Source organism: Arthrobacter endolithicus (assembly GCF_026627425.1).
Lineage (GTDB): Bacteria > Actinomycetota > Actinomycetes > Actinomycetales > Micrococcaceae > Arthrobacter_M.
This window is the reverse complement of sequence record NZ_JAPNLH010000001.1, coordinates 35,387-48,279: the sequence shown is the minus strand read 5'-3', so window position 1 is coordinate 48,279 and position 12,893 is coordinate 35,387. Positions and strand designations below refer to the sequence as shown.

12 protein-coding genes are annotated in these 12,893 nt (G+C 63.0%); 4 read left to right on the top strand and 8 right to left on the bottom strand.

Features of this window, described 5'->3' with window-relative positions:
• Nucleotides 1-47 precede the first annotated feature (47 nt).
• The gene (locus OS914_RS00245) at nucleotides 48-1,268 is read left to right on the top strand and encodes an amidohydrolase family protein (protein WP_267544055.1); all 1,221 of its coding nucleotides are present in this window, start codon (nucleotides 48-50) and stop codon (nucleotides 1,266-1,268) included.
• A 176-nt stretch (nucleotides 1,269-1,444) separates the two neighbouring features.
• Here the strand turns inward: OS914_RS00245 and OS914_RS00240 are convergent, their stop codons facing one another.
• The 7 genes from OS914_RS00240 to OS914_RS00210 form a co-directional block, all read right to left on the bottom strand.
• Nucleotides 1,445-2,389 carry an SRPBCC domain-containing protein gene (locus OS914_RS00240; RefSeq protein WP_267544054.1) on the bottom strand — a complete coding sequence of 315 codons (945 nt, stop codon included), beginning with the start codon at nucleotides 2,387-2,389 and terminating at the stop codon, nucleotides 1,445-1,447.
• A gap of 12 nt (nucleotides 2,390-2,401) precedes the next feature.
• A complete protein-coding gene (locus OS914_RS00235) occupies nucleotides 2,402-3,793 on the bottom strand; it encodes an FAD-binding oxidoreductase (RefSeq protein ID WP_267544053.1) in 1,392 nt (463 codons plus the stop codon).
• Between the two features lie 97 nt (nucleotides 3,794-3,890).
• Nucleotides 3,891-5,105 (bottom strand): alpha-hydroxy acid oxidase, encoded by a 1,215-nt coding sequence (locus OS914_RS00230; protein WP_267544052.1) that lies wholly within the window; start codon nucleotides 5,103-5,105, stop codon nucleotides 3,891-3,893.
• Nucleotides 5,102-5,839 carry an IclR family transcriptional regulator gene (locus OS914_RS00225; RefSeq protein ID WP_267544051.1) on the bottom strand — a complete coding sequence of 246 codons (738 nt, stop codon included), beginning with the start codon at nucleotides 5,837-5,839 and terminating at the stop codon, nucleotides 5,102-5,104. Before OS914_RS00225 ends, OS914_RS00230 begins: the two co-directional genes overlap by 4 nt.
• 20 nt (nucleotides 5,840-5,859) lie before the next feature.
• Nucleotides 5,860-6,627: an amino acid ABC transporter ATP-binding protein gene (locus OS914_RS00220; RefSeq protein WP_267544050.1), complete on the bottom strand. Its 768-nt coding sequence runs from the start codon at nucleotides 6,625-6,627 to the stop codon at nucleotides 5,860-5,862.
• Nucleotides 6,624-7,547: an amino acid ABC transporter permease gene (locus tag OS914_RS00215; protein ID WP_267544049.1), complete on the bottom strand. Its 924-nt coding sequence runs from the start codon at nucleotides 7,545-7,547 to the stop codon at nucleotides 6,624-6,626. The genes OS914_RS00220 and OS914_RS00215 overlap by 4 nt, the downstream gene beginning before the upstream one ends.
• A 43-nt stretch (nucleotides 7,548-7,590) precedes the next feature.
• Nucleotides 7,591-8,529, bottom strand: a complete 939-nt coding sequence (locus OS914_RS00210) for an ABC transporter substrate-binding protein (RefSeq protein WP_267544048.1) — start codon at nucleotides 8,527-8,529, stop codon at nucleotides 7,591-7,593.
• A 333-nt stretch (nucleotides 8,530-8,862) separates the two neighbouring features.
• On the opposite strand from OS914_RS00210, the gene OS914_RS00205 reads away from it, so the two are divergent.
• From OS914_RS00205 to OS914_RS00195, 3 genes are read left to right on the top strand one after another with little or no spacing between them, the layout of a single operon-like run.
• Nucleotides 8,863-9,948 (top strand): pyridoxal phosphate-dependent aminotransferase, encoded by a 1,086-nt coding sequence (locus OS914_RS00205; protein ID WP_267544047.1) that lies wholly within the window; start codon nucleotides 8,863-8,865, stop codon nucleotides 9,946-9,948.
• Between the two features lie 10 nt (nucleotides 9,949-9,958).
• Entirely contained in the window at nucleotides 9,959-10,987 is a 1,029-nt protein-coding gene (locus OS914_RS00200; protein ID WP_267544046.1) for an aromatic ring-hydroxylating oxygenase subunit alpha, read from the top strand.
• A complete protein-coding gene (locus tag OS914_RS00195) occupies nucleotides 10,984-11,469 on the top strand; it encodes a hypothetical protein (RefSeq protein WP_267544045.1) in 486 nt (161 codons plus the stop codon). Before OS914_RS00200 ends, OS914_RS00195 begins: the two co-directional genes overlap by 4 nt.
• 21 nt (nucleotides 11,470-11,490) lie before the next feature.
• On the opposite strand, the gene OS914_RS00190 is transcribed toward OS914_RS00195, so the two are convergent.
• Complete coding sequence (locus tag OS914_RS00190) at nucleotides 11,491-12,819, bottom strand: NAD(P)/FAD-dependent oxidoreductase (RefSeq protein WP_267544044.1); 1,329 nt, start codon at nucleotides 12,817-12,819, stop codon at nucleotides 11,491-11,493.
• Between the last annotated feature and the right edge of the window lie 74 nt (nucleotides 12,820-12,893).

Below are 12,893 nucleotides of genomic sequence, written 5' to 3'. Positions count from 1 at the left end.
TTCTTGAACTACCGTGGCATCCAAAGCCAAGCCACTGGAGGTTGCCCATGTCTGACCCCACCGTTATTAGGAACGTACGGCCCTGGGGCCAATCCGCCGCCGACGTCACGATCAGTGATGACCGGGTCGGCAGCGTCGTCGCGCACGATCCGTCGTCGTCCCCGTCCGGTGTCATCGTGATCGAAGGAAGGGGCAGGCTGTTGCTGCCGTCCTTCTCCGATGTCCATGTTCATCTTGACTCCAACCGGTTGGCGCTGCCCTTTCGCGGACATACCGGCGCCCCTGGTGTGTGGGGCATGATGCTCAACGACCGCGGCAATTGGCGCGACGCTGAAACGTCGATCGGCGAGCGTGCCCAGACGGCGCTGCGCATGATGATCGAGCGCGGGACCACGCGCGTGCGCAGCTTCGCCCAGGTTGACACCGACTGCGGGATGGAAAAGTTCGAGGCCGTCCTCGCCGCCCGCCAGATGTACCAGGATCGGGCCGAGGTGAAGATCATCGCCTTCCCGCAGGCCGGACTATTGCTGGAAAACGGCACGGCTGAGCTCATGGAGGAGGCGCTGAAGGCAGGCGCCGATGTAATGGGCGGCATCGATCCCTGCGCTTTGGACAAGGATCCCGTCCGTCATCTGGATATCGTCTTCGGCCTGGCCGAAAAATATCAGGTGCCCATCGACATCCATCTGCACGAACCCGGCGAGTTAGGGCACTTCAGCGCCGCGCTGATCGCTGAGCGCACCCGCGCCCTGGGCATGCAGGGCAATGTGACGATCTCCCACGGCTACCCACTTTGGGGTGTCAGCGAGGCCCACACCCGCACGTTGATTCAGACCTGGGCCGAGCTGGACATCTCGACGGCTACCGTCGCGCCCGGTGGTCCGTTCCAACTGCCGCTGGCCGACCTGACCGACGCCGGCGTCCGGGTGGGCTTGGGCCAGGACGGACAGCGCGACTACTGGTCTCCCTACGGGAACGCCGACATGCTCGACCGCACGTGGCAGCTGGCCTTTGTCAACGGCTACCGCTCCGACCACCTGATCGAGCACGCTCTGGCCGTGGCCACGGCTGGCGGGGCATCCATCCTGGACCGCTCGGTCCCCCGGCTGGCCTCCGTGACGGACCGGCCCGGTACCAACGTCGGTGATCCCGCCGACTTTCTGCTGGTGTCCGGGGAGTGCGTCAGCGCCGCCGTCATGGACCGGCCATCGGATCGAACCGTAATCCACCGGGGACGCGTCGTCGCGGACCAGCTGGCAATCGTCTGACGGCATAGTACGCGACAGTGCTCCGTCAGCTTCCAGCACAGCCACTGCACAGCCACTGCACAGCCACTGCACAGCCACTGCACAGAGCATGCTCGACTGTGCCCTGCCATTGATGCTGGGAAGCCGGATCTTGCTGGCTGCCATCGCCTCTGCGCCCATAAGGGCCTCGCCGTCCGTCAGTCGCGAGGGCGTTGGGCGTAGGCGGTGCGCCCAATTTCGGGGTCCACGTTCCACCTTGCGGCGAGTCGTTCGTGCACCTCAGGCCAGCTGACCAGGGAGGCGGCCTCGCTCATCATTTGGTCGGCGAGTAAGGCGTCCAGGCGGGCGAAACAGCGGTCCCAGCCGGCCCCGGCCAGCGCGGCCTGGTCGCGGTCGGTGAAGGTGTGGCTGAACCCGAGCACGCATCCGGTGCCCTCGGGCCGCAGCTCGAACCGCAGGGTTCCCTCCCCTTGCCAGGAGCCGGTCAGTAAACGGGGCGCCTCACTGTCACCGACCTCCAGCCCGCCGGGGAACCACTGGTGCAGCTCGGCGGGATCGGTCAGGGCCTGCCACAGCCGCTCGATCGGCTGATCGTAGCGACGTTCCAGCCGCAGTACCGGGCCGTCCTCGAGGACGGGGTCCCGGAAGTCCAGCCCCGCGACGAACATGCGGCCGGGAGCGGGATCGACCCCGAATTGCGCTGCGTAGCGCTCGTGCCGCTCCCCGATCGGTGCGTGCGCGCTCTCTTCGGACAGGTTACCCCCGCTGAGGTGTGGCTCGAGCCGGTCGAAGTAACAGGCCCATCCGGCTGCCGTCTGGGCTGCAGCCCCACCATCGTCAAAGATGTGGGTGAACACCAACACGCAGTCGTCCTGCTCCGCGTGCAGCTCAAAGCGGAACAGCTGGCCGCCGAAGGTCCATTCGATCAGCTGCGGCGCGCTGAGTTCGGTGATCTGTCCGGTTTGTCCTCCCGCTTCAAAGGTCTCGCCCGCTTCAGGTGTCCAGTAGGCCGCAGCGGGAAACCATTGCCCGAGTTCGGCGGGCAGGACGACGGCGCGCCACACCCGCTCGATCGGATGCGCCAGCCGGCGCTCAAACCGGAGCGCCTCGCGACTGTCGCTGGTCGTCAGGGTGACGTTCATTGTGGGTACTCCTCAGACAGTCGACGATTCCACGAGCGGCGCCCGCACCGGATCAAACACCTTGCCGGGGTTGAGCAGGTTGTGCGGGTCAAAGACCGCCTTGATCTGCCGTTGCAGCCCAAGCTGGATGCCGCCGAGTTCGTCGCCGAGCCAGCGCCGTTTAAGAAGTCCGATGCCGTGTTCGCCGGACAGCGTGCCGCCCAGCGCCAAGGCGTGGGCGAAAAGTTCCTCTGCGGCGGCCCAAATGGAGTCCGGGACCGATTCACCACTGAAGACGAAGCTCGGGTGAAGATTGCCGTCCCCCGCATGGCACGTGGTGGGGATCATGACACCGTACTTGGCTTCAAGGTCGGAGATTTTAGCAAACGCCTCAGTCATTTCAGATCGGGGCACGGCGATGTCTTCAACCAGCAAGGTCCCCATGGCCTCCAGGGACGGGAACACCTGCCGCCGGACGTCCACCAGGGCCTTGGCAGTCTCCGGGTCGGTGGTAATTTCCACCCTTCCCCCGGCATCGCGGATGATCCCGGCCATCTCCGAGGCCTCTGATTCCGCGCCGGGGCCATCACACTGGAGAAGAAAATACGCATTTCCTCGTAAGACGAGGTCCACGCCGGTATAGCGGCTCACACATTCCAGCGTGCGCCGGTCCAGCAACTCCATCATTGCCGGCTGCAGTCCGGCGGCCGTAATGGCGGCCGAGGCCGCAGCGGCCTCGGCGACCGAATCGAAGAAGGCGGCAATAGTGGCCACCGTGCCGGTTACCAGAGAACGCAGTTTCAGCGTGGCCTCCACAATCACGCCCAAGGTACCCTCGGAGCCGACCATCAACGCACACACATCGTAGCCGGTGACCCCCTTGACCGTCCGGTGTCCCACCGAAATCAGCTGGCCGTCAGCCAGGACGACCTTCAGTGCCAGGACGGCTTCGCGGGTGACGCCGTATTTGGCGCACAGCAGGCCGCCGGAATTCATCGCGATATTCCCGCCAACGGTTGAGATGTCCTTGCTGGCTGGATCCGGCGGCCACCACATGCCCTGCTTTGCCAGTTCACGGTTCAGGTCACCGTTGAGGATGCCGGGCTCGACGACGGCAAGCCGGTTATCGGGTGACACCTCCAAAATCCGCGTCATGGACGTCGTGGAGAGGATAATTTCACCGGCTCCGGCAATGGCGCCGCCGGAGAGGCCGGTGCCGGCGCCTCTGGTGACCACTGGGGTGCGATGCTCGTGGGCAATTCTGCACACAGTCTGCACATCGTCGACGGTGCGGGCCTGCACCACCGCCAGAGCCGTGCCGGAGGCCAGATGGCCGGAGCGGTCCGCCCGGTACATCTGCAAGACCGAAGGATCAGTCTGTACCAGGCCGGGCAACGCTGCGGACAAGTGGTGGACGACATCCATGCTTTCCCTCTTTCGGTTTCGTTGGATACTGCAGGCGTTTCCCGCCAGGGGCTCCGACCGCCGCGCTTCGAAGGCAGACAGAGGACCGGTAGTGCCCTCAGCAGCGCTGTGCCAGTAGGCCTGGTCCGGCTGCACGCAGCTCCTCGACGCTGGCCATTCCCAGCAATTGGAGTGTCCGACGGAACTGACCGGTGAGCAGGTCCGCAACATGTTCCACCCCCTCCTGGCCGCCGGCCACCAGCCCCCACAGGTAGGCGCGCCCCACCATGCAGGCGTCAGCTCCAAGGGCGATGGCGGTGGCGACGTCCGAACCATGCCGGATGCCCGAATCCACCAGAATGGCGAAATCTTCGCCGACGGCGGCCCGGACCGGCCGAACAAGTTCCACCGGGGCCAGGGTCCGGTCGAGCTGCCTGCCTCCATGGTTGGACAAATGCACACCGTCCACGCCCAGGCTCTGGGCGCGTTTGGCGTCAGCGGGGCCGATCGGCCCCTTCAGGACCAGCTTGCCGGGCCACGCCTGACGCAGGGTGTCCAGGTCCTCCCACGTCACGCCGGGGTCAAACTGTCGGCCGATGTTATCAACGCTGTAGCCGCTGGACCGGCCCTCCACATTGGCAAATGTCAGGGCCGGACCAGCCAGCATGCCCGCCCAGTATCCGGGTCGGCTGCCAATGTCCGCCAGGCTCCTCAGCGAGAGAGCTGGGGGAATGGTCAGGCCATTTCTCACGTCACGTAACCTATTACCGGTGACCGCCGTATCCACGGCGACTTCCAGCACGCGGTACCCACTGGCCCACGCCCGCCTGACCAGCTCGAGCGTCAGGGCACGATCTTTCCAGACATACAGCTGAAACCAGAGGTCCGCAGAGTTCACGCCTTCGGCTTCGGCCAAATCCTCTAATGACGTGCTGGCCATAGTGGAGAGAACATAAGGAATGCCCGCCCTTGCGGCCGCCCGCGCGACGGCAGGCTCACCGCGCGGATCGATCATTCTGGTGTAGCCGGTGGGCGCAAAACCCAGGGGGACGGCGGTTTTACGCCCCAGGATCGTAGCGGAAAGGTCCGGGTTGCCTACATCGGTCAGGACTCTGGGAAGGTAATGGTAGCGACCCAGTGCGTCTGTGTTGTTCCGCAACGAGTCCTCACTGTCCGCTCCGCCGTCGACATAGTCGAAGACAGGCCGCGGCAAGCGGCGTTTGGCGGCCAGCCGAACATCATCGATGGTCCGGCACCGCTCCAGCCGCCGGCTGGTCCGGCTACCCGAGGGCGGCTTGATCGAGACAAGTTTCAGGGCCTGTGAAACTTTCATGCGGTGGCCTTTCGGGTCAATGTGCCCAACAGTTGCGTTAACCGGCTGGCAGAGTTCATGACGTGCGCTGCAACGGCGTCGGCGTCCAGCGTCGAACCGAGCATGTAGCTGACACCGATGGCGCCCGGCCCGCCGGAGGGGCTAAAAACCGGCGCAGCGATGCACCGGACACCGGAAGCTGTTTCGCCGTCATCGAGGCTGTAGCCGCGCTCCCGCACCTGGGCAAGCTCGGCCATGATCCCGACGTCCCGCCCCACCTCGCCACCGGACGGCAGGTGAGCTGCCAGCTCGTTCCCCGGCAGCCAAGCTAAGGCTGCCTTCCCTACCGCCGTGACAACGGCCGGCAGCCTGGCACCCACGGAACTTGCCAGTTTGATGCCCAGGCCGGGAGGGTCCTGTTTGCAGAGGTAGACGGCGTCGGTTCCGTCGAGAACCGCGTAGTGCGAGGTGATGCCCAGCTCTTTCGTCAAACCCGCCAGTTGGGGGATGACAATGTCGACGGCGTTATTGGAACGCAGGTGCGCGGCACCGACTTCGAACGCCCGCAGCCCGATGGAGTACGACGCGTGCTCGGTGACTTCCAGGAACTCCCGACTGGCCAGGGCCCGAAGAATAGCATGCGCGGTGCTTTTGGGGATGTCCAATTGCTCGGCTATCCGGGTCAGTGGCAACGGTTTGTCCGAGCCCGATAGTAGTTCGAGGATCTTCAGGGCTCGTAAAACCGAGGTGCTCATCTGTTCCTACTCCTCGCCTATCAAAGGACCGCACTGAGGAACGCCCGGGTGCGCTCCTCTTGGGGGTTACCCAAAACGTCGTGCGGCTGGCCCCGCTCAACGACGCAGCCATTATCAATGAAGACTATTCCGTCCGCGACCTCACGGGCAAAGCCCATCTCATGGGTCACCACCACCATGGTCATCCCGGAACTGGCCAGGTCTTTCATCACGTCCAGGACCTCCCCCACCAATTCGGGGTCCAGCGAGGAGGTGGGCTCGTCGAAAAGCATCAGCTGCGGTTCCATCGCCAGTGCCCGGGCGATAGCGACTCGTTGCTGCTGGCCGCCGGACATGGCATACGGGTAGGCATGTGCCCGGCTCCCCAGCCCCACGCGCTCCAGCAGCGCCATGCCCTGTTCGGTTGCCTTCTTCTTCGAGATCCCTTTAACCTGCACCGGACCCTCGATGACATTTTCCAGCGCAGTCTTGTGGCCGAAGAGGTTGAAATGCTGGAACACCATGCCGATATTGGCCCGTTCGCGGCAGACGTCCTTGTCCTTTAGCTCGTATAACCTGTCCCCGTTCTGGCGGTAACCCACCAGCGAGCCGTTGACCGATAGGCGCCCGCCGTCGATCTTCTCCAAGTGGTTGATGCACCGCAGAAACGTGGATTTACCCGATCCCGAGGGACCGATGATACACAGCACCTCACCACGGAAAACCTGCAGGTCAATCCCCTTGAGGATCTCCAGGTCGCCGAATGATTTGGTGACCTGCTCGGCATGGACGATCAGTTGCTTGCTCATGCGGTCCTCCTGAGGGCCAGGTTTTTACGAAGCCGGCGCGCAAAACTGGGTCTGGATCCCGGCGCACTGCGACCAAGCCGGTCCTCGAGCATCTGCTGCAGGACGCTGAACACGGTAGTCAGGGCCAAATACCAGATGGTAACGGTGAAGAGCAGCTCGATCACCTTGAAGTTGGCGGTGTAAATCTTGTTCGCCGAGTGCAGCAGTTCGCTGAAGGAAATGGTGTACGCCAGGGACGTGAACTTCAGGCATGCAATGAACTCATTGCCCAGTGGCGGAATGATCACGCGCATCGCCTGTGGCAGGACGATCCTGCGCATGATTTTGGCGCGCGGCATTCCGATGGCCGAGGCAGCCTCGCGTTGGCCGTGATCGACGGAGAGGATGCCACCGCGTACGATTTCCGAAATGTAAGCACCCTCATTTATGCCCAGCCCCAGCAAAGCCGCCACAAACGGCGTCATCAGCGCGTTCATGGGCATGGACACCAGGCCCGGGATCGTGAAGGTATTGAAAATGATCGCCAGGTTGAACCAGATCAGCAGCTGTACCAGCAGTGGAGTACCCCGGAACAACCAAACGTACCCGCCGCCGACCCAGCGCAGGACTGGATTCGGCGACTGGCGCATCACTGCGGTCAGCACGCCAAGGACCAGTCCCAACGCCATGGACAGCAGCAGGAGCAGCAGCGTATTGCGCACTCCCTCCAGGATTCCGGGGACCGTCAAGTACTCGACCACCGCGGAGTAATCGATGTCAGCGACCACGAATGCCCGCACGAGCAGGGCCAGCAACACCAGAATCACGATGGCCAGCACCCACCGTCCGGGGTATTTCAGCGGGACAACTGTCAGCGCCCTGGCGGACGTTGGCACCGCGGGCACTTCGCGCCCGGTCTCAAGCTTGTTTTCGACGACCACCACGTGCTCCTTTTCCTGTTGTCAGTTCCTCGGGCACGGTGGGCTACTTAGGACTGATTCCGGCCGTCACGGGGTTTACCGTGGACTCGGTGATGCCGATGCTGCCCAGATCCCACTTCTTCAGTACCGCTTGGTACGAGCCGTCGTCGATGATGGCCTGCCAAGCCTTCCCCAGGGCATCACGCAACGTTGATTCCTTCTTGCTGAAGACCATCGAGAAGAAGCGCTTCTCCACTTGCAGCCCACTAACGACCTCAAGTTTGCCCTCGGACTGCTGCGCGAAGTACGCGGCCGTCGGGTAGTTCTCCAGCAGTGCCACAGCCTTGCCTTGTTTTACCGCGAGCTGCTCGGCGGCGTTGCCGTCAAAAGTGAGTACGTCGATGGGCTGTTTGCCGGCATCGGTGCACACCTTGGATTGGGCCTCGAGATACTGTGGCTGAACGCCTCCGCGCACGGCCGCGATGGGCTTTCCGCAGAGGTCTTCAACCGTGGCTAGTCCGGTCGGGTTACCCTTTTGGACGACAAAACCCTGGGAGGACTGTAGATACGACACCATATCGAAGGTCTTTTCGCGTTCAGCCGTGTCATTGACAGCACCAAAGATTACGTCGTAGCGCTTGGTGGTCAGTGCCGGCAGCAGAGTGTCAAAACTGGCGTTGTTCCAGGTGAAGGAGACACCGAGCTGCTTTTCCAGCTCCTTGGACAACTCGACTTCGAAGCCGGCCAGCGGGCCCGCGGCCTCGTAGTACTCGAACGGCGGGTAATCGATGGCGGACCCAATTTGGATGGTGCCCGCCTTCTGGATGGACTCCGGCAGCGACTTGTACAGCGGTGCCGTGCTGTTGGCAGCCTGGTCCTTCACTGCCCCGTTCACGTCACCGGGGGTGGCAGAACTGCACCCGGACAGCAGGAGGCCGGCAAGAACCGGGACGGCTAATAGGGCTCTTTTGCGGATTTTGTGGCGGGGATCGATGGCACTCACGGGGCATCCTCCAAGGGTGTGGGCAACTAAAACTCGCTGACAAATTCACATATACGAACACTGTTCGATATGAGAGAAACAGTAGGGTGTGGTCGACATCACTGTCAATGGGTGGGCTAAATGAGGGACCACCTTAAATCCCGCCCGACGGTAACTCCACCCGGGCCATTGACTTACCGCACACGGCTTTGTAACGTGTTCACATATTCGTATGACGATCGTATATATGAACAAATTACGGGCGAAAGCCGGAACGAAGGCTCAGGACGACGCCGCCGACCACAACCCATCTGGCGCCTCTTCATGACATTCCCTACCCTGAAGGTTCACCTAATGACCATTGCTGAACGCCCGTGGCTAAACCGCTTGCAGCCCTACCAGCCGGGGAATCGAGCCCCGATTGCGGACGGATCAATGGCAGCGAATGAATCCCCCTTGGGAGCCAGTCCCGAAGTCACGCCGGCAATCTGCGTTGCGCTGGCGAACGCACATCGTTACCCCGACCCGCTCGCGCAGGAATTGAGGTCAGAGCTAGCGTCACTGCATCACGTTGCCCCGGACCAGATCCTCATCGGCAATGGTTCCGACGAGCTGATCTTCCTGCTTGCTTCGGCCTACCTTGCCCAAGGAGGCCATGCTGTCTGCGCAGCTCCCCCCTATCAGATCGACAGGATCAGCACCTATGCGGTCAACGCACGCCTGACACAGGTCCCGTTGCGCGATTGGGCGCATGATCTGGAAACGATGGCTGCCGTTGAGGCGGATATCGCCTATGTGGTTAACCCACACAATCCGACGGGAACGGTGTGCACACCGGCGGGGATCCGCAATTTCGTGGCACGAAGCCCGGCGCGGCTCGTGGTCATTGATGAGGCGTATATCGATTTCACCGACGATCCGGACGCCCGAACTGCCATCCCGCTCGTGGCGGGCGGAGGGGTTGCCGTCCTGCGGACCTTCTCCAAGATTCATGGTCTGGCCGGCCTGCGGGTGGGCTACCTGGTGGCGGAGGAGGACGTCATCGCGACGCTACAAAAGATCCGGCCGCCGTTTTCGGTCGGCTCTGTGGCACAGGCTGCCGCCTTGGCGGCTCTGCGGGACCCCGCACACCAGCTCGCCGTGCGCGAACACACGCTGCGGATCCGCGCCGAAATGGTCCTCCTGCTTGAACAGGCCGGTTACCCGGCTATCCCGTCTCAGGCGAACTTTCTCCTCGTCCAGACTCTTGACGAGACGGAGTTCGTCTCAGCCATGCTGCGGCATGGAATCTCGGTGCGCCCGGGAAGCAGCCTGGGGCTACCGGGAACCGTGCGGATCAGCATGCCTACCCAGCGCGGGCTGGAATTGCTGCGGGGAGCCTTGCCTCCCGCCCGAGAACTGCCACAACCGACCGCCGCCGCTGCCAGCGGCCTTGTTTAGAGGAGAGTCCATGTTCATCAAGAATGCCTGGTACGTCATCGCTGCATCTGACGAAGTTGTCCACGAACCGATGAAGCGAACCATACTCGGAGACGACGTCGTGCTCTACCGAAAGCGCGACGGCGCCGTCGTCGCGCTTGACGACCGGTGCGCCCACCGAGCATACCCGCTCTCGGCAGGCCGGCTTGTCGGCGACAACATCCAGTGCGGCTACCACGGGTTCGAGTATAATTGCGCCGGAATCTGCGTCCGGGTGCCGGCTCAGGAGCGTATCCCGGAACGTGCGGTAGTGCAGGCCTTTCCCGTCGTTGAAGCTCACCGCTGGGTGTGGATATGGATGGGGGATCCGGAAAAAGCCGCGGCGGTTCCCGTGCCCGATACCCACTGGATGACGGATCCGGCCTGGGACCGGGTGACCCACATCAGGCTCTTCCACAGCAGCGCGGATTTGATCCATGACAATTTACTGGACCTGACTCATGAAAGTTTCCTGCACCAGTCCACCATCGGCGATGAGGCCGTTTACGAAAATGGCATCACCGTGGAAGTTGAGGCCCAGACGGTCAGCGTCGACCGATGGATGCCAGGGTGCCACCCGTCACCACTGTTTGAAAAGGCCACCGGGTTGACTTTGGTAGACCGCTGGCACACGACCGAATTCCAGATCCCCAGCCTGCACGTAATCCACGCCGGTGTGGTGGAGCCAGGCGGCCGCCGTGAAGACGGGCATCTGCTCACTGTGCTCAATGCCATTACTCCGGCAACCGAGAACACCGCATGGTACTTCTACGCATTCTGCCGCGACTTCGCCGTTGGTGACGAGGCGATGAACGAGCTGCTCCAACAAAGCCTGGGCGAAGTTTTGACCGAGGACGAAGACGCCTTGGCTCTGCAGCAGGAGCGAATGGAAACCCGTCCGGCACGTCTTCCGGATGTGCTGATCGCCCAAGATGCCGGGGTCGCCAAGGCCCGAAGGATCCTGGCGCGGATGCTGGCCGCAGAAGCCAAGGAATTGGCCAATGCGGGGCAGCTGCCGTGAGGCTGGTCTTGAGGGCAGGGTCCCATCGCGAGGTTGCCGACGGGACCCTCGAAGTGGCCGCCTCCCCCGACACTCCGCGCCGGGAACGGTGGCAATGGGATATCCGCGTGTTTGAAGCCGCCACCGCGCCGAATGGAAGTCAGGGCCAGGGCGTTCCGGTCCGCGCCAACCTTGGGCGTGGCGATGGCTCGGCATCGCGCATAGAGGTGCGCGCCGACGCGGAACTGGTCCGTCCGGAAATACAAATACGTAGCGTCGGCACCGGCTTCGACGTCGAACGAGAGTTGCAGGAGGTGGTGGCCGTCATTGTCGGATCCGGCTCGACGCTGGCCGAAGGCCGTCACCGGCTTCGCGAATTGGATGCGCTCATTCTGGAGGGCGATGATCCATACTTCCTGCGGATCGAGCCAGGGTCTAACATCGATGCCACCGTCGCCGTGATTCGACTCAAGGGCACCGGCTCCATCGGCTGGGTGCCCTGAGCGGTGCCCCGGGCGGCCTATCTAAGCGCGTCCTTTGAGGATGAGGTGCCAGTAGACCCGAGGGAGAATATTGCGCTCCAGGATCCAGGTGGAATGGTGCTCTTTCATGCTGCCTTTCCACGGCAACGTCGGTTTGGGCCTGTGCAGGTGGTCAAACTCGGCGAAGACCACCGTGGACCGGGAAACGGTGAAGGGCGTCGCGGAGTAATGGTTGTACTTGTGGCGGGGGGCCTTTCCCTTGCTGGCGGCCTTGAGATTTTTCGCCAGGGCCAGGGTTTGTTTCCGCAGCGATGCGCCCGACTTGAAGTTCTTGGTGCCGGCTGCGTCACCAAGGGACCAGATGTCCCGGTAGCGGCTGTGCTGCAGGGTTTCCGGGTTTACGTCCACAAAGCCGCCCTGGTCTCCGGTGCGGGTCAGGCCACTGGTCCGGAGCCAGTCCGGTGCCACCTGAGGGGGTACGCCGTGCAGCAGATCGTAGCGAAGGACCTCGCTGCCCGCTGCCGCCGGTCTGGCCCGGGCGGGCGGGTGGGTCACCGCTGAGGCCCTCACGGCGGAGGTCGTCACAGCTGAGATCGTGACCGTTTGCGCGGCGCCGTCCACAGCAGTGACCTCGCTGCTGCAGCGCAGTTCGACCCCATACTCGGCAATCTTCCGATTCAATTCCTCATCCACCACGTCCACACCGTAAACGGTGCGAGTCGGCACCACCATGACCACGCGGATATCGTCGAGGACACCTTCCTGTCGCCAGTAGTCGCAGGCAAGATACATGATTTTCTGGGTGGCCCCATCACATTTCACTGTCCCGGACGGCATGGTGAAAACGGCCGTCCCGCGCTGGAGTCCGCGGATAAGGTCCCACGTCTTCGGGGCCAGCTCGAACACATAGTTGGAGGACGCGGAGGGAGTGCTCATAGCCGCTGCCAAACCCGGCACCGCATCCCAGTCCAACCGCATGCCCGGGCAGATAACCAGCTGACGGTAGGCCAGCGTCGTCCCCGAGGCGAGTAGGACGGTTTGCGCTTGCGGTGCGATATCCACGGCCGCGTCGCGAATCCAACGAACACTCTTGGGCATGACGTCAGCCTGCGGCCGCACGGCCTCTTCCGCCCTCGCCGTTCCGCCGCCAATGTGAGAGAACAGCGGTTGATACAGGTGCCTGTTGCTGGGCTCGACGATCACGATGTCCCTGAATCCGTATCGGTGCAGCCGCGCCGCCAGCGAGATGCCGGCGTTCCCCCCGCCAATGATGACTACGGCATGGTGTTCGGCTCCATCGCTCCGCTGGACGGCCGGTGGCGCCGCGGCAGGATCAGCATCAAGTGTGCTTGACCAGTATTTGGTAGCCATGGCGTTCTCCCTCGTGAATCGGCCTGCCGCATATCCGTCGAGCCTACGTGAGGATCGGCACCGGTAGAAGGGCA